This is a genomic window from Sandaracinus amylolyticus, from assembly GCF_000737325.1.
Lineage (GTDB): Bacteria > Myxococcota_A > Polyangia > Polyangiales > Sandaracinaceae > Sandaracinus > Sandaracinus amylolyticus.
Window position 1 is genome coordinate 6,454,038 of record NZ_CP011125.1, and the last position, 17,209, is coordinate 6,471,246.

Consider the following 17,209-nt stretch of genomic DNA (forward strand, 5'->3'; position numbering starts at 1 on the left):
CGCTCGTTACGAGCCCTTCTTGCGCCCGTACGCGATCGACTCGAGCTTCGAGATGTCGAGCACCTCGATCAGATCGGGCGTGACCTTCAGCGCGCCCTCGCGCTCGAGCAGCGCCAGGCCGCGCGAGATCTCCTCGCGCACCGTCCCGAGCCGCCCCGCGACCGTCTCGGTCGTCAGATCGCGCACCAGGTGCCGCGAGTCCTCGCCGCGCAGCTCGCGCGCCGCGGCGAGCGTGCAGAGGAACGACGCGAGGCGCGCCGGCACCGTGCGCAGCGACAGATCGCTCACCAGGCGCAGCGTCTTGTCCGCGCGGTGAGCGCGCAGATCGAGCATCACACGCAGGATCGCGGGGCGCTTCTCGCCGAGCGCGGCGATCGTCTCGTTCGAGACGAGGAGCGCGCTGCCCGCGCGCATCGCGATCGCGCTCGCGGGGTACACCCCGCCGTCGAACCGCACGCCCTCGATGATCGGCCGTCCCGGGCGCGCGAGGTAGATGATCTGCTCGCGTCCGTCACGGCCGCTCTTCGTGAGCTTCACCTCGCCGGTGCGCACCACGAAGAGCCCCTCGGCGGCCTGTCCCTCGCTGAACAGCGGCGCGGCGCGCGCCACCTTCCGTACCTCGGCGGCCTCGGCGAGGAGATGCAGATCGGGAGCAGGGAGCTGACCGAGGATGGGCACATCCCGGAAGAGCTCGTCGGCCGAACGAGGTGCGATCGCCATCGTGGTCACCCACCATATCACGACCACTCCGTTTCGCGGCGAGAACGTCGCGCGCGTGACACGCGTGCCCCGTTGGCGCCTCGGCTCGGGATATAGTCGGCCCGCATGGCGGCGGAGCGCACCGCAGCGGAGGGAGCATCCGGCGCGGTGGCACGCGCCTTCGTGGCGGTGCGGTGTCGCGATCGCAGCTGGATCGTCGACGTGCCGCTCGGGGAGTCGATGCTCGCGGGTCCACGCGGCGAGGCGCTCGTCGCGGTCGACGGGATCGCGGAGCCGCTCGGATCGCAAGGCCGCATCGCGTGGAACGGGCGGACGCTCTCGCTGCGCGAGACCTCGCGCGCGCCCGAGATCTTCCTGGGCGGCAAGCGCATGGAGAGCCCGGTCGAGCTCAAGCCGGGCGACGAGCTCACGATCGGCCCGGCTCACCTGGTGGTCGGGATCAGCTCCCCCGATCTGCCAGCGACGCGACGCGCGCTCACCCACGCGGAGTTCAAGGAGCGCCTCGCCGAGGAGATGGCGCGCGCCGCGCGCGGCGGTCGTCCGACCGCGCTGGTCATGGCGCTCGCGCGCAGCGGCGAGGGCGGCGTGCTCCTCGGGGCGGCGCTCGATCGCTTCCGCGCGGGCGACGTCGTCGCGAGCTACGCCCACGACGAGACCGAGATCCTCCTGCCCGACACCACGCGCGAGCGCGCGCTCGCGGTCGTCGAGCGCGTGCTGCGCGGCGTCGGGCTCGAGGGCGTGATCGTCGCGTGCGCGGTCGCGCCGAAGGACGCGGATCACCCCGAGCGCCTGATCCGCGCGGCGCGCCTCGCCCTTCGGATGCAGCTCGAGGAGCGAGGTCGAGTGCCGGTGTCGCGCCCGCCGGAGGACGATCCGGTGCTCGACGACGCCGCGAGCCGACGCGCCGCCGAGCGGCTCGAGGTCCGCGCCCACGCCCGCGGCCCGATCCTGCTGACCGGCGAGCCGAGCGCCGGCAAGGTCGCGTTCGCGCGCCGCATGCACCGCATCGCGGGAGGCGGCCCGCTGGTGGTGCTCTCGTGTGCGCGCACGGCCGACCCGCGCGCGCTGGAGCACGCGCTCGACGAGGCCGCGGAGGCGCGCGGCGGCACGCTGATCCTCGACGAAGTCGGCGAGCTGACACCCGACGCCCAGGCGCGCTGGCTCCCGGTGCTGCGCGCGCTCGAGCCCGAGGCGCGCCTCGTCGTGACGAGCCATCGCGATCTGCGCGCGCTCGCCGAGCGTGGTGCGTTCCACGCGGAGCTCGCGGCGTATCTCTTCGCGCGCGACCCGATCGCGATCCCGCCGCTGCGGCAGCGCCCCGACGACGTGGTCCCGCTCGCGACGCGCTTCGCGATCGAGGCCGGCGCGCGCGTCCCGGTGCGCTTCTCGGCGGGCGCGCTCGCGCGCCTGCGCAGCTATCCGTGGCCGGGCAACGTGCTCGAGCTGCGCAACGCGATGGAGCGCGCGGTGCGGCTCGCGGGCGGCGGCGAGATCCTCGCAGAGCACCTCCCGGGCGACAGCCTCGCGGCGGCGCAGGGCGACGGTCGGCTCCGCGAGCACGTCGACTCGGTGGAGCGCGACGCGATCGTGAAGGCGCTCGCCGAGGCGAACCACAACCAGACCCACGCCGCGAAGCGCCTCGGCCTCTCGCGCCGCGCGCTGATCTACAAGATGGAGAAGTACGGCCTGAAGCCGCCCCCGGGCAGAACCGCCGCGGCCCTCGCGGATGATGTCGCCGGCCGGTAGCGGCCATACAGGTCGAGCCACGTTGTGAGGAGAGGTCGGACCGTCGCGCCGTCATCGGACGCACCGGGACATTTCTCGTCACAGCTTGAATCCAGGGTGACGTAGGGTCGTCCTGGAGCACACCGGCAAGCTCGTGAGACGCTTCGAAGCCGGGGAGGACTTCCAGAACATGAAAAGAATCGCCCTCGCGACGGTCTGCCTCGCCACCATGCTCCTGGCCTCGGGATGCAAGGTCGTCGTGACGGGGTCGTCGACGTACGAGACCTGCGTCACCGACGGAGACTGCAACGACGCGTTCGACCGCTGCGTCTCGGTGACCAACGGCTCGGCGACCGACGCCCAGTGCACATCGACGTGCGACTTCGACAGCGACTGCCCCGGCAGCGGTCACTGCGTCTCCTTCGATGGCGTGAACTCGTTCTGCTACCAGACCTGCGTCACCGACGCGATCTGCGAGTCCGGCTGGTCGTGCAACGACCTCAGCGACGGCAGCGCGGTGTGCCTCCCGGGCGGCACGGCGCCGGTCGGCGAGCCGACCTACGACGCGTGCTCGAGCACCAGCCAGTGCGCCGACGGCAACGACCAGTGCGTGCCGATCACGAACGGCAGCGACACCGGCTCGCAGTGCACGCGTGAGTGCGCGGACGACCTCGACTGCCCCGGCAGCGGCCACTGCGTCTCGTTCGATGGCTCGAACTTCTTCTGTTACGAGCTCTGCACGACGAACGCGAGCTGCGAGAGCAACTGGGGCTGCACCGACCTCAGCGACGGCAGCGCGGTCTGTCTCCCGGGTGACGGCACCCCGCCGCCCCCGCCCGGCATCCCGCCGTACAACGAGTGCCCCTTCGGCGCGAACCCCGATCAGTGCTCGGAGGTCTCGCAGGGCTGCTTCCAGATCGCGGTCGACGGCACGACGGCGGCCGGCGTCTGCACGAGCGAGTGCACCTCGTCGGCGCAGTGCCCGGTGACGCCTTCGGGCCTCCAGGGCACCTGCGTCGAGTACTTCGGCTCGCCGCGCATCTGCTTCGAGTCGTGCATCGACGACAACGACTGCCTCGAGGGCTTCAACTGCAAGCCGATCGCGGCGGGCGAGTCGCAGCGCATCTGTCTGCCGACGCCCTGACGTCGATCCGACACGTGTGATCCGCGCGAGGGCGGCGGGGCGAGAGCCTCGCCGCCCTTCGCGTTTCCGTCGGTGCGTCGTGGCCCCCGCCGCGCGGATGGCACCTCGGGCCTCGAAGACTGCGCGCCCCGCCTCGGAAGATCGCGGCCCCACCCTCGCGCAGCGTGCCCCCCGGCGATCGCCGATGAGCCCCCCGCCGTCGGCGGGATGATCCCCCGCCTCCACGACCTCGCCCCCCGCATCCGATCCTCTCGGTCCCTCGGGGACCACGATCGATCGAGGCGGGGCAGCGAACGTTCGAGCGAGGGCCGCGATCGACGCCCTCAGCGCATCAGCACGTAGAGCGTCGCGGCGCCGCGGCGGACCAGGAGGACCGCGTTTCCGCCCGCCCGTGCGTACTCGTGCTGGAGCTGGGCCACGCCGCTCACGGGCGTGCGGTTCACCTCCACGACCACGTCGCCGGGCTGCAGACCCGCCTGCTCGCCCGACGATCCCGGACGCAGACCCACCACGACCGCGCCCGCGCGCACGTCGGGCGGAATGCCGAGCATCGCGCGCACCCGCGTGTCGAGGTCGACGACCTGCAGCCCACCCACGTCCGCGCCGCGCAGATCACGAGGCACGCTCGGCTGCGCGCGCATCCCCGGATCGGTCAGGCCCGGCACGCCCGGCACCAGCCCGGGCGGCAGCCCGAACGGCGGCAAGCCGCGCGGATCCTGGGTGCGCGCCTGGGGCGGGACCGTCGGCGCGACCGGCGCCTGGATCGCGACCGGCGGGCGCTCCCCGAGCGCGACCTCGACTGTGCGCCGGTCCGCGCCGCGCGCGATCGCGAGCTGGATCCGCGCCCCCGCGCCACGCGTCGCGACCAGGTTGCGCAGCTGCGCAGAAGAAAGGAGGCGCTCCGCGTCGAGCCGCTCGATGCGATCCCCGCGCTGCACGCCCGCTTGCTCCGCGGGGCTGCCCGGCTCGATGCCCGTGACGATCACGCCGCGCGGCGCATCGAGGCCCATCGCGCTCGCGAGGTCGGGCGTGATGTCCTGGATCGTCACCCCGAGCCAACCGCGCACGACCTTCCCGTGGCGCAGCAAGCTCTCGACGATCGGGCGCAGCATGTTCGACGGGATCGAGAAGCCGATGCCGTGGCTGCCGCCGGTGCGGCTGAGGATCGCGGTGTTGATGCCGACGAGCTCGCCGCGCATCGAGATCAGCGCGCCGCCCGAATTGCCCGGGTTGATCGCGGCGTCGGTCTGGATGAAGTCCTCGTACTCCGCGATGCCCATGTCGGCGCGCCCGGTCGCCGACACGATGCCCATCGTGACCGTCTGCCCGACGCCGAACGGGTTGCCGATCGCCAGCACGACGTCGCCCTGACGCAGCTGGCTCGAGTCGCCGTACGGGATCGGCGTGAGCGGGCGCTCGACGCCCTGGAGGCGCAGGAGCGCCATGTCGGTCTGGGGATCGGCGCCGACGATCGTCGCCGGATACTCGTGGCCGTCGGACAGCGTCACGAGGATCGTGCCGCCGCTCGCGATGACGTGGTGGTTCGTGACGACGAGCCCGTCGTCGCCGACGATCACGCCCGACCCGAGCGAGTCCGCGCCGTGCCCGCCCTGCGGCACGCCCATCGGGCCGAAGGGGCCCTGCCCTCGCACGCCGCCGCGCGTCGTCGCGATGTTCACGACCGCCGGGAGGACGCGCTCGACGACGTCCGCCATCGACGCGCTCGACAGGTCGGCGGCCGCGGGGAGCGGATCGCGCACCGGCGGCGGTGTGGGCGTACCGGGGAGCTGCGGCGGTCGCTGTGCGACGACGGCCTGGGCGGCCCGCAGGCGCGCGAGCTCGTCGGACTGCTGCTGGTGGAGGTAGAACGTGGTGCCCGCGAGGCCGAGCGAGGCGAGCGCGAGCACGGCCGTGAGGGCGGTGGAGGCGTTCGTGGGGCGGCTCATGGTCGTCCTGGAACGGGGAGCTTCTGGGACCGAAGGGGCGGAATCATGCGCCTCGATGAGGCCCGGGCAAGACACCCGACGCCTCGCCCTCCTTCCGGAAACGGCTCCGGGGGAGGGGGTGGACCTCTGCGCGGGAGCGTGGCAGGGTGCGCGCCCCGCGGGTCGACAGGCCCGTGGGCCGCCACCAGGACTGCGTTTCCGCGCTGCTCCGCTCGCTCTTTTCGGGAACCAGCCGCCTCGGGATACACCGCCGTGACCAAGTCCCTCGTCATCGTCGAGTCCCCCGCCAAGGCCCGCACCATCGCGGGCTTCCTCGGCGACGGCTACGTCGTGGAGAGCTCCATCGGGCACATCCGCGACCTGCCGAAGAGCGCGGACGACGTCCCGCCGGCCCTCAAGAAGGTGCCCTGGGCGAAGCTCGGGGTGGACGTCGAGAACGACTTCAAGCCGCTCTACGTCGTCGACGCCGACAAGAAGCAGCACATCCAGCGGCTCAAGCAGCTCCTCAAGGACGCCGACGAGCTCTACCTCGCGACCGACGAAGACCGCGAGGGAGAGAGCATCGCGTGGCACCTCTACGAGGTGCTGCAGCCGAAGGTCCCGGTGCGGCGCATGGTCTTCCACGAGATCACGCGGAAGGCGATCCAGCAGGCGCTCTCGTCGCCGCGCGAGATCGACCGGCGGCTCGTGGAGGCGCAGGAGGCGCGGCGCATCCTCGATCGGCTCTTCGGGTACGAGGTCTCGCCGGTCCTCTGGAAGAAGATCCTGCCGAAGCTGTCGGCGGGCCGCGTGCAGAGCGTGGCGACGCGCGTGCTCGTGGAGCGCGAGCGCGAGCGCATGCGCTTCGTGACCGCGAAGTACTGGGACCTCGACGCGCTGATCGCGAAGAAGGACGGCTCGACGTTCGACGCGGGCCTGGTGTCGGTCGGCCGCGCGCGCGTCGCGAGCGGCAAGGACTTCGGCGAGGACGGCCGGCTCACGAAGAGCGACGTCGTGCTGCTCGACGAGGCGCAGGCGAAGGCGCTCGCCGACGGGCTGCGCGGCCAGCCGATGACGGTGCGCTCGGTCGAGCGCAAGCCGTACAAGCGCTCGCCCTCGGCGCCGTTCATGACGTCGACGCTGCAGCAGGAGGCGGGGCGCAAGCTGCGCTTCAGCACGTCGCGCACGATGAAGGCGGCGCAGCGCCTCTACGAGAACGGCTACATCACCTATATGCGTACCGACAGCACGACGCTGTCGGAGGCAGCGCTCACCGCGGCGCGGCGGCTCATCGAGGAGATGTACGGCCGCGAGTACGTGCCGAGCGCGCCGCGCACCTACGCGAACAAGGTGAAGAACGCGCAGGAGGCCCACGAGGCGATCCGTCCCGCGGGCGACACCTGGAAGACGCCCGAGGACGTCTCGCGCGAGGTCGGGCCCGACGAGGCGAAGGTCTACGAGCTCGTCTGGAAGCGCACCGTCGCATCGCAGATGCAGGACGTGCGCGGCGAGAGCATCGTCGTGAAGATCGCGGGCAAGGCGCGCGACGGACGCGACGTCGAGTTCTCGGTCTCGGGCAACACGATCCAGTTCGCGGGCTTCTATCGCGCGTACGTCGAGGGCTCGGACGATCCCGAAGCGGAGCTCGAGAGCCGGGAGAAGCACCTGCCCGAGCTGGTCGAGGGCGAGTCGCTCGTCGCGCGCGAGCTGAAGGCGAACGGGCACGAGACGCAGCCGCCGGCGCGCTACACGGAAGCGTCGCTGGTGCGCCGGCTCGAGGAGCTGGGCGTCGGTCGCCCGTCGACGTACGCGTCGACGCTGTCGACGATCCAGGACCGCGGCTACGTGTTCAAGAAGGGCACCGCGCTCTATCCGTCGTGGACCGCATTCGCGGTGGTCTCGCTGCTCGAGAAGCACTTCCCCGAGCTCGTCGACTACGCGTTCACCGCGCGCATGGAGGACGATCTCGACGAGATCGCGAACGGCGCGCAGAACGCGGTGCCGTGGCTGCGTCGCTTCTACTTCGGTGAGGCAGCGAACGAAGGGCCGAACGGCGCGGGCGGCGACAACGGGCTCAAGACGATGGTCTCCGAGAACCTCGGAGAGATCGATGCGCGCGCCGTAAACTCGATCCCGATCGGGGTCGATCCGAACGGCGTGGAGATCGTGGCGCGCGTCGGGCGCTACGGCCCGTACCTGCAGCGCGGCGAGGACACGGTGTCGATCCCCGAGGAGCTCGCGCCGGACGAGCTCACGGTGGAGAAGTCGCTCGCGCTGCTCACGGCGCCGAGCGGCGATCGCGAGGTCGGCAAGGATCCCGAGACCGGCCTGACGGTGTTCGTGAAGGCCGGGCGCTTCGGCACGTACGTGCAGCTCGGCGAGGCGACGAAGGACGGCGAGAAGCCGAAGACGGCGTCGCTCTTCTCGAGCATGAAGGCGGAGACGCTGACGCTCGAGCAGGCGCTCAAGCTGCTCTCGCTGCCGCGCACGGTGGGCAACGATCCCGCGGACGGCGTGGCGATCACCGCGCAGAACGGGCGCTACGGGCCGTACGTGCAGAAGGGCACGGAGAGCCGGAGCCTCGAGAGCGAGGATCAGATCTTCACGGTCACGACCGAGCAGGCGCTGGCGCTGCTCGCGCAGCCGAAGACGCGTGGCCCGCGTCGCGCGGCGGCGACGGGGCCGCTCAAGGAGCTCGGCGTCGACCCGGTGAGCCAGAAGCCGATCGTGCTGCGCGAGGGACGCTTCGGTCCGTACGTGAGCGACGGCGACACCGTCGCGTCGCTGCGCAAGGGCGACACGATCGACGGCATCACGCCGGAGCGCGCGCAGGAGCTGCTCGCGGAGCGCCGCGAGCGCGGCCCGAGCACGAAGAGCAAGCGCGGCCGTGGCGGCGCGAAGGCGAAGGCGGCGGCGAGCGAGAAGCCCGCGGCCGAGAAGAAGGCGCCCGCGAAGAAGGCCGCCAAGAAGGCGAGCACCAAGAAGCCCGCCGCGAAGAAGGCGAGCGCGAAGAAGAGCGACGAAGGCGACGGCGCGGAGGCGGAGGACAGCCGCCCCGCGAAGAAGCGCTCGCCCGACGTCACCGCCGAGCCCTGACGCGTGGGCGCGGTCCTGATCGCCGGGTGCGGCTACGTCGGGAGCGCGCTCGCGACCCGGCTGGTCGCACGCCGCGAGCGGGTGCTCGCGCTGCGGCGGAGCGCGCGCGAGCTGCCCGCGGGCGTGGTCCCGATCGCGGCGGATCTGCGGGATCGCGCGACGCTGCGGCTGCCCGGTGACGTGGATCGGCTGGTCTACGCGGTCGGGCCCGACGCGGGCGGCGACGACGCGTACCGCGCGGCGTACGTGACGGGTCTCGAGAACGTGCGCGACGCTTTGCGCGAGGCGGGCGCCGACGTGCGGCGCGCGGTGCTGACGACGAGCACCGCGGTGTACGCGCAGGACGACGGCGGGTGGGTCGACGAGTCGTCGGAGACGACGCCGACCGGCACCGCGCGCTGGCTGCTCGAGGGCGAACGCGTGGTGCGCGAGGGGTTCGCGGAGGGCGTCGCGCTGCGCCTGGCGGGCATCTACGGGCCGGGACGCGACCGGATGGTGCGGATGGTCGCGGAGGGCACCGCGCGGCTACCTCGGGACCCGCGGTGGACCAACCGCATCCATCGAGACGACGCGGCGAGCGCGATCGAGCGGCTGCTCGAGATCGACGCGGTCGAGCCGGCGTACGTCGGCGTGGACGACGAGCCGACGGATCTCGCGGACGTGTATCGATGGGTCGCCGCGGAGCTCGGGATGCCCGAGCCGCCCTTCGAGGAGAGCGCGGGCGAGCGCGGGCGGGGCACCCAGAAGCGCTGTCGGAACGCGCGGTTGCGCGCGATCGGATGGGCGCCCGCGTACCCGACGTACCGCGAGGGATACCGCGACGCGATCGCGGCGCGACGCTGACGCGCCGGCGCGGTTGGAAACGGCCGGTCGCCGGGCCGACTCGCGTGGGATGGCGCTCACTTCGCGGCGCGAGCCACCGAAGACCGCGCGGGCAGCGGTGCTGGGGGCCGTGTCGCTCGCGCTGCTCGCCGGCTGCTACGAGGCGCACGAAGGGCCCGGCTGCGAGGTCCTGATCGCACGGGAGGACGAGCGCGTCCCGTATCCATGGCGCGGGCGGGTCGCGGTGTCTCCGGCGTCGGGCGAGATCGCGCTCGGGGACGGGCGCGGCGCCGGACTGCCGCACGTGGCGTGGGACGGCGCCGCGTGGAACGTCGCGTGGGGCGGACGCGTCGCGGTGCTCGCGCGCGACGGTCGGGTGCGCGCGATCGAAGCGCGCGAGGACGGCGGTGGGAACGCGACCGCGCTCGACGCCGACGCGTGCCAGCGCGGCGTGGCCGCGGTGGGCGCGAGCCCGGGGCGCAGCGTCGTGTCGTGGCTGGGCGGCGATGGAGTCGTCGAGGGCGCGACCGAGGTGATCGGGGTCGATGCGGACGTCGCGCGCGGCGCACAGCGCTGGTTCGTGGTGACCGACGCGTCGGCGACGACGCGCGGCGCCGCGCTGCTCGCGGTCTCCGAGGTGCTCGACGACTCGCTCGGGCTCGCGCGTGTCCGCGCCGTGGTGGGCGCGGACGTCGCGGCGTCGGCGCGCATCGTCGCCGCGGGCGAGCATGCGATCGTCGCGTGGGCCGATCGCGAGGGCATCGTGCAGCGGGTGATCGCGCAGGACGGCGCGCGCGCCGAGCTGCGCGTCATGACCGCGAACGTCTGGTCGCGCGGCGCGATCGAGGCCGCGCGCGTGAGCGCACCCGAGGACGACGAGCTGCGCGTCGCGGTCGCAGCGACCGACGGCGTGCAGGTGCACGTCGCGATCACCGAGCCGCTCGCGCGTCGCGTCGTCGCGGGCCCGCTCGCGGTCGCGCGCACCACCGCGCGCGGCGTGCGGCCGTCGATCGCGACGATGCCGGAGCGTCGCGCGCTCGCGGTGTGCGTGCCGTCGGGGCCGGGACCGTGGGGCGGCGCGGACGTGATCGATCGCGTCGAGGTCGTGGTGCTCGACGAGGACGCCGAGCCGCTCTCGCGCGCGGTCGAGGTCGGCGCCGGCGGCTCGGTGCGCGCCGTGTCGTGCGCGTGGAGCGGGCAGGAGCTCTTCGTGGTGTGGTGGCGCGTCGTCGACGGTCGCGAGGAGATCGTCGGGCGCCGCGTGCAGATCGTGGAGCGCGGATCGATCCTCATCTGATCGACAGCGCGGTGCGGCGTGATAGCCCGTGGGCGCATGCACGCGATCGAGATCGACGAAGCATGGGAGGTCGTGCGCGCGGGCACCGGCGCAGGCGTGTTGATCACCTGCGAGCACGCGTCGCAGCGACTGCCCGAGCCGTGGCGGTGGAGCGCGCGCGACGAGGCGCGGCTCGTCGGGACGCACTGGGCGTACGACCTCGGCGCGGCGGACCTCGCGCGCGAGTACGCGGCGGCGATCGGCGGTGTCGCGGTGCTCTCGCGGTTCTCGCGGCTGCTCGCCGATCCGAACCGGCCCGAGAGCTCTCCGACGCTGTTCCGCGACGTGGCCGACGGCGAGGTCGTGGAGCTCAACGCGGCGATCGATCCCGCGGAGCGCGAGATCCGGCTCGACGGGTACTACCGGCCGTTCCACGCCGCGGTGGATCGCGAGGTCGCGGCATCGCAAGCGCCGATCCTGCTCGCGATGCACACGTTCACGCCGCTCTACGAGGGCACGCCGCGCGCGCTCGAGGTCGGCGTGCTCTTCGACGAAGAAGAAGTGCTCGCGATGGAGCTGATCGAAGCGTTCGCGGCGGCGGGGATGAAGGTCGCGGCGAACGAGCCGTACTCGGGGCGCGCGGGGCTGATCCACGTCGTCGATCGACACGCGCGCACGCACGGGCGGCGCGCGATCGAGCTCGAGGTGCGGCAGGATCTCGCGGTCGATGCGGCGTTCCGGGCGCGCTTCGTGTCGCTGCTCGCGTCGCGGCTGCGCTGACTCTCAGCGCTCGCAGCGCTGGCGATAGGCGCTCGCGAGCGCGTCGATGCCGGGCGCGCCGTCGGGGTGCGCCTCGAGGTACGCGCGGACGAGCGCGACTCGCTCGTCGGGCGGTGCGGCCCAGTACGCGGGCTCGAGCTCGTAGCGCAGCACGTCGGGCGCGACCGAGAGCGCGCGGCGGAGGTCGAGCTCGAGCGCGTGAGCGCGCGCTTCGGCGTCGAGCGCGCGCGCGACGACGACGTCGCAGTGGGGGCCTTCGCGATAGGGCGAGCCGTCACGGACGTGCACCAGCAGGTGCCCGAGCCGCGCGGCGGCTTCACCCTCGCCGAGCGCACGATCGAGCACGACGGCGTGGGTCCGCTCGTCGATGACCGAGGGCCCGTCCGCGAAGCAGATCGGCCCGGAATGCACGCGCAGCAGCGACGCGCCTTCCAGGACCGTGGCGAGGCGCGCGCGGATCGCGTCGGCGCGCGCGGGGCGCTCGATCGCACCCTCGGGGCACGAGGCCGGCGCCTCGCATGCGACGAGCGTCACGAGCACGAGCACCGTCAGCCGCACGCGAGCGAGTCTGCCAGAGACACGCGCGCCCTCGCGCCGTGCATCGACGACGCGAGGGCGCTCGATCGCGACCGATCAGCGGCACTCGCCGCGCGCGCGCGACGCGACGCGGCTCAGGATCGCATCGATCACCGGCGTGAAGTCGTCCTGGCAGATCGAACCGACCACGCCGTGCGCGCCCGCCGCGTCGAGATCGCGCGCCACCTCGACGATGCGCCGCGGCGGGAACGCGTTGCCGATGCCGGGCACTTCGCACGACGGCGTGAGGCGCGTCGGCATGTCGGGATCGATCACCGACTGCATGCGCGCGTCCGAGAGGATCGTATCGAGCGAGGGATCGCCCTCGAGCGCGTCCGTCGGCACGCCGGCGACGCTCGCGAAGATCACGTCGGCCGGCTGATCACGCAGCGCGAGCAGGCCGTCGACGTAGCGCTCGGTGTCGTGCACCGCCTCGGGGAACGCGTGGCAGCGCAGGTTGAGGTCGACGCTCGAGTACTCGCCACTCGGATCGATGATCTCGGGGTCGAGCACGGAGCAGTCGTCCTCGTCGGTCAGCATCACGACCGCGAGCATCGAGTCGTCGCGCAGGAATCCCGCGTTCTCGCCGTCGGCGTGGCCCATCGTGTCGTCGAAGAAGCGCAGCGGCGACGTCGCCGGCGTGACCGCCTTGAGCATCGACTCGAGCTGCTGCTCGAAGCCGCAGCCGCCGGTGCCGATCGTGCCGACGCACGACACGTGGCGGACGAAGCCCTCGATCTCCGCGCTCGTCGAGTCGGCGCCGACCTCGGCGAACGCCGGATAGCTCGCGTCGCAGCCGGGGAGCGAAGTGCGTCCGGCGGTGCGAAGCACCCCGTCGTCGCCGAACATCGCGCCTCCCGCGCCGCCGTCGCAGGTCGGGACGGAGTTGCCCCCGGCACCCATGTCGCTCGACACGACGCCGACGCGCACGCTCTCGAGCGCGGGGAAGTCCTGCACGCCGTCGCCGTTCGAGTCGCCGCTCGCGAGCGCGCGCGCGAGGCGCGGGAGCTGCGCGGCGAGCGCGGCCTGCTCCTCGGACATCGAGTTCGAGTTGTCGACCATCAGCACGACGTCGAGCTCGCCGTTCGCCTGATCGCAGCAGTCGTCGCCCTCGCACGCGCTGCCGACGAACGCCTGGCTGAAGTGCGTGCTCTCCGCGATCGCGACGCGGCCTTCGATGCGCGTCGCCCGCGGCACGAACGCGTCGCCCTCGCGCTGGCTCCAGAACACCGTCGCGGTACGCGAGTCGCCGCTGAACGGGATGCGCACTTCGATCGGCTGATCGAACTCGAGGCCCTCGGGCTCGAAGCGCAGGATCGGCGAGCTGGGTCGCAGCCACGACGGCGGGGTCTCGTCGACGACCGTGACGCGCACCTGGCGATCGCTCGGGAGCGCGCCGGGCGGGATCGTGATCTCGACGCCCGTGAGCGCGAGCGTTCCGCCGCTCGCACCGACGGTGATCTCGGCGGTCTCGCCGAGCGCGGGCATCTCGATGCGATCGTGCGATTGAGTGCAGCCGCTCAGCGCGGCCGCGAGCATCAGGATCGAGACGAGCAGGACGTGGCGACTTCGCATGCCGCTGCGTCGTCGCGGGGCAGCGCGGAATTCCAACCGGGATCGCTCAACGACCCAGGAACGCCTCGACCGGCTCGAAGATCTCCTCACGCGCGCGACGACCGATCGCGAGGTCGCCATGCCCGTAGTCCTCGCTCGCGCCGGCCTCGCGGCCGAGCAGCACGAACGTCTTCTCCACGGCGGGCCGGTCGCGAGCCCACGCGTCGTACGCCGCGCGCACGCTGTCGGGCGGTGCGATCTGGTCTGCGGCGCCCGCGAAGAAGAGGGCTGGGATCTCGAGCTCCTCGAGCCGCTCCACGACCGGACGCCCCTCGCCGTCGCACGGCCCGCCCCGGCCGACCCACGACACGAGGTCGTACGCGAGCGCCGCCGGCAGGTCCTGGATCGTCATCAACGAGGCGCCCGCGATGCCGCGCTCGACGTTCGCGGGGTTGTAGACGATGCGATGCAGCGGCGTCGCGGGCAGCACGTCCGCGATGAACGCGAACATGCGCGACGCGAGCCGCAGCGGGATCGTCGGCACGAGCCACCACGGCAGGAAGCGGGTCCACGCGAAGAGCGCGAGCGGCCAGCGCGTCTTCACGATCCCCGGCGAGCCGATGATCACGACCTTGCGCACGAGCGCCGGGTCGACGGTGCGCGCGATCGAGCCGTAGAGGAGGATGCCGCCCATCGAGAAGCCGACGTAGTCGAGCTGCTTCGCGCCGGTGAGCTCGAGGACGCGCGCGATGCCGATCGGCAGATCGTGTCGCGCCATGCGCTCGAAGCGCATGAGGCCCCGCTCGCGAAGCCGCGCGTCGCTGCGCCCGGTGCGCAGCGTGAGCAGCCAGCAGTCGCGTCCCGCGGTCGCGAGGTGTCGCGCCAGCGAGAGGTCCGGGAGCATGTCGTTGTTCTGGTGGTTGATGCCGATCCCGTGCACGAGGAGCACGGGCGGGCGCGAGAGCGCTTCGGGCACCTTCTCGGGCGCGGGCTCGACGACGCCGCCCGGCTCCTCGCGCAGCGGTGGCAGGCGACGCAGCTCGATCGCGGAGCCGTCGGGCGTCTCGATGCGCTCCTCGAGCACGTACTCGAGGGGCACCGTCAGCCGCTTCACCCAGTAGCGGTAGTGCGCGATCGTCGCGACGAGGAAGGCGATGCCGGTCGCGACCGCGAGCAGCGCCGCGACGCTCATCCGCGCGGCGGCTCCTCGCCACCTTCGCCCGGCGGGGGCGACACGGTCTCGCGCGCGACGCGCTCCTTCTGGCGGAAGCGCGCGATCTGCGTCGCCGTCGGGTTCACGCGGACGACGCCCTCGTCGCCCTCGACGAGCACGACGTCGCCCGCGCGCGCCCACGCGAAGAGCCCACCGACGCCCGACACCGCGGGAACGCCCGCGGCGCGCGCGATCGCGGGGCCGAGCGCGTTCGCCTCGACGCTGTTGCCCACCGCGATCGCCGCTGTCTTGTGCGCGACCGCCGCGAGCGCGACGACCGCCGACAGGCGCTCCGGGACCAGCAGCGCCGCGTTGCCCGTCGGGACACGCTCGCCGACCGAGCGCGCGGCGATGAGCAAGCAGAGCTCCTCGACCTCTTCGGCGCGCTCGGCGAGCCAGCCCTGCACCGAGCCCGCGACCGTGCTTTTGTACGGCGCCTGCGCGTACTCGCGCGCGACCTTGCGCAGCGCGAGCGGGATGTTGCCGCCCTTCGCGCCTTCTTCCGCGAGCATCTCGAGGAAGCGCGAGTCCGACTCGAGCAGCGCGAGCGACTCGAGCGCGGTGCGCTGCGCGCCGTCGAGCTTCGGCGCGACCTTCTTGCGCGCCTTCGAGAGATCGCGGACCAGCGTCTCGAACGCGTCCTTCACGCGCGACGCGCGCCACGTCGCCGCGACGCCGACGTCGGCCGGTTGCTCCGCTTCCATCGCCGCCCAGCGCGCGGCGAGCCCCTCGAACGTCGGCAGCGTCTCGACGCGCCCGAGCTCGCTCCCCGGCGAGAGCGACTCGCCCTCGAGGCGCGCGCGGCGCGACTCCTTCGACGGCGAGACCTCGCTCCGGCGCACACGCGCGCGCTCGAGCGCGTACGCGAAGGAGCTCGCGAGCGCGGTCGCGAGCACGACCTCTTCCGCCGCCCATCGCTCGCGCGATCGCTGGAGCACCATCACGCCCTCGGCGCGACGACCGACGAGCAGCGGCACCGCGAGGAAGATCGGATAGCGCTCTTCGCCGAGCTCGGGGAACGCCTTGAAGCGCGGGTCGGTCGGCGCGAGCTCGACCGACACCGGGCGCAGCTTCTGCGCGACGTGACCGACGATGCCTTCGCCGACGTGCAGGCGGATCTTCTGGATCGCGCCCGCGGGGAACCCGACGTTCGCGGCGATGCGCAGGTCCTCGCCGTCGTCGTGCTTCTCGCGCAGGTAGATCGAGACGATCTCGCACCCGACGATCTGCGAGACCTCGGCGCACAGCGCCGCGAGCACCTCGCTCAGCGGGCGCGGACGCGCGGCCTCGTCGATCAGACGCAGCACACCTTCGAGCGCGGCGTCGCCTCGCTCGTGCACCTGCACCGACAGGGGCAGCTCGGGCTCTCGCTGGCTCACGATGAGGCGAGTATAGGGTCCGCTCCTCGCGTCGCCACCGCACGTCGGAGCACGTGGCTTGACGCGTCCGAGGGCGCCGCACAGCTTGCGCGCGATGCTCCTCGAGGTGCGACGCGCAGACGATGGCGGCGCGGGCGACGGCGATGGCGGCGTGGACCTCCGGGACTTCCTCGGCACGCGCGATCGCGGTCCGCGCATCCGCTGTCCGAAGTGCCGGTGGGAGCCGCGCTCGCACGATCGCTGGCAGTGCGAGTGCCTGCACGTGTGGAACACGTTCGACACGCGCGGTCGCTGTCCCGCGTGCGCGAAGCAGTGGCGCATGACGCAGTGCCTGCGCTGTCACGCGCTGTCGAGCCACGACGACTGGTACGAGGAGCGATGAGCACTGCACGCATCGACGAGCTCGCGCGCTCGCTGGGTCGCCCGCTCGAGGCGGCGCAGCGTGATGCGCTCGACCGCTTCGCGGCGCTGGTGCGCACGTGGAACGCGCGGCTCGATCTCACCGCGGCGCGCGAGGAGCGCGCGATGACCGAGGTGCTCTTCGCCGACGCGATCGTGATGGCGGATCGCGCGCTCGTGCCGGAGGGCGCGTCGGTGATCGACGTGGGCTCCGGGGCGGGCGCGCCTGCCCTGCCCTTCGCGCTGCTGCGGCCCGACGTGACGCTCACGATGGTCGAGCCGCTGCGCAAGCGCATCGCGTTCCTGCGCACCGCGATCGGCTCGCTCGATCTCGCGTCGCGCGTGCGCGCTGTCGAGGGGCGCGTCGAGCCGGGGAGCGCGAGCGCGCTCGGTGCGCACGACGTCGCGTCGGCGCGCGCGACGTTCGCGCCCGAGGTGTGGCTCGAGACGGGGCTCGCGCTCGCACCGAGCTGCCTCGTGTTCACCGCGGGCGAGCCGCCCACGACGGCGAGCGCGAAGCTCGCCCATCGTGCGGGCTACGCGCTGCCGTGGAGCAGCGCGCCGCGCGTGCTGGCGCGCTTCGAGCGCGCGTAGGGACCC

Annotated in this window: 14 protein-coding genes; 8 read left to right on the plus strand and 6 right to left on the minus strand. The window is 72.9% G+C overall.

The genetic code is table 11. The features are described 5' to 3' along the window. Positions 1–6: 6 nt before the first annotated feature. Positions 7–720 (minus strand): Crp/Fnr family transcriptional regulator, encoded by a 714-nt coding sequence (locus tag DB32_RS27125; protein WP_053235544.1) that lies wholly within the window; start codon positions 718–720, stop codon positions 7–9. A gap of 147 nt (positions 721–867) precedes the next feature. Between DB32_RS27125 and DB32_RS27130 the strand changes: the two genes are divergently transcribed. Then, positions 868–2,466, plus strand: a complete 1,599-nt coding sequence (locus tag DB32_RS27130; RefSeq protein ID WP_169791569.1) for an AAA-type ATPase lid domain-containing protein — start codon at positions 868–870, stop codon at positions 2,464–2,466. Between the two features lie 169 nt (positions 2,467–2,635). Continuing rightward, on the plus strand, positions 2,636–3,589 hold the full coding sequence (locus DB32_RS27135; protein ID WP_157069444.1) for a hypothetical protein: 954 nt from the start codon (positions 2,636–2,638) through the stop codon (positions 3,587–3,589). 323 nt (positions 3,590–3,912) lie between these two features. Here the strand turns inward: DB32_RS27135 and DB32_RS27140 are convergent, their stop codons facing one another. Next, a complete protein-coding gene (locus DB32_RS27140) occupies positions 3,913–5,535 on the minus strand; it encodes a trypsin-like peptidase domain-containing protein (RefSeq protein ID WP_083457815.1) in 1,623 nt (540 codons plus the stop codon). 45 nt (positions 5,536–5,580) lie between these two features. On the opposite strand from DB32_RS27140, the gene topA reads away from it, so the two are divergent. The 4 genes from topA to DB32_RS27160 are packed head-to-tail and all read left to right on the plus strand — an operon-like array spanning position 5,581 to position 11,488. Further along, the gene (topA, locus tag DB32_RS27145; RefSeq protein WP_083457817.1) at positions 5,581–8,610 is read left to right on the plus strand and encodes a type I DNA topoisomerase; all 3,030 of its coding nucleotides are present in this window, start codon (positions 5,581–5,583) and stop codon (positions 8,608–8,610) included. A 3-nt stretch (positions 8,611–8,613) separates the two neighbouring features. Further along, the gene (locus DB32_RS27150; protein WP_053235549.1) at positions 8,614–9,453 is read left to right on the plus strand and encodes an SDR family oxidoreductase; all 840 of its coding nucleotides are present in this window, start codon (positions 8,614–8,616) and stop codon (positions 9,451–9,453) included. A 49-nt stretch (positions 9,454–9,502) separates the two neighbouring features. After that, entirely contained in the window at positions 9,503–10,729 is a 1,227-nt protein-coding gene (locus tag DB32_RS27155; protein ID WP_053235550.1) for a hypothetical protein, read from the plus strand. A gap of 36 nt (positions 10,730–10,765) precedes the next feature. Further along, the gene (locus DB32_RS27160; RefSeq protein ID WP_053235551.1) at positions 10,766–11,488 is read left to right on the plus strand and encodes an N-formylglutamate amidohydrolase; all 723 of its coding nucleotides are present in this window, start codon (positions 10,766–10,768) and stop codon (positions 11,486–11,488) included. 3 nt (positions 11,489–11,491) lie between these two features. On the opposite strand, the gene DB32_RS27165 is transcribed toward DB32_RS27160, so the two are convergent. From DB32_RS27165 to DB32_RS27180, 4 genes are all read right to left on the minus strand, one after another. Then, complete coding sequence (locus DB32_RS27165; RefSeq protein ID WP_053235552.1) at positions 11,492–12,046, minus strand: hemophore-related protein; 555 nt, start codon at positions 12,044–12,046, stop codon at positions 11,492–11,494. Between the two features lie 75 nt (positions 12,047–12,121). After that, positions 12,122–13,639: a hypothetical protein gene (locus tag DB32_RS27170; protein WP_053235553.1), complete on the minus strand. Its 1,518-nt coding sequence runs from the start codon at positions 13,637–13,639 to the stop codon at positions 12,122–12,124. A 46-nt stretch (positions 13,640–13,685) separates the two neighbouring features. Beyond that, a complete protein-coding gene (locus tag DB32_RS48575; RefSeq protein ID WP_053235554.1) occupies positions 13,686–14,810 on the minus strand; it encodes an alpha/beta fold hydrolase in 1,125 nt (374 codons plus the stop codon). Next, the gene (locus DB32_RS27180) at positions 14,807–16,210 is read right to left on the minus strand and encodes a GAF domain-containing protein (RefSeq protein WP_053235555.1); all 1,404 of its coding nucleotides are present in this window, start codon (positions 16,208–16,210) and stop codon (positions 14,807–14,809) included. Before DB32_RS27180 ends, DB32_RS48575 begins: the two co-directional genes overlap by 4 nt. A gap of 106 nt (positions 16,211–16,316) precedes the next feature. Here DB32_RS27180 and DB32_RS48580 point away from each other — a divergent pair, with 106 nt between their 5' ends. Then, positions 16,317–16,592, plus strand: coding sequence for a hypothetical protein (locus DB32_RS48580; protein WP_169791570.1), 276 nt, complete (start codon positions 16,317–16,319; stop codon positions 16,590–16,592). Further along, the gene (locus tag DB32_RS27190; protein WP_053235556.1) at positions 16,589–17,203 is read left to right on the plus strand and encodes a 16S rRNA (guanine(527)-N(7))-methyltransferase RsmG; all 615 of its coding nucleotides are present in this window, start codon (positions 16,589–16,591) and stop codon (positions 17,201–17,203) included. Before DB32_RS48580 ends, DB32_RS27190 begins: the two co-directional genes overlap by 4 nt. Positions 17,204–17,209: the final 6 nt, after the last annotated feature.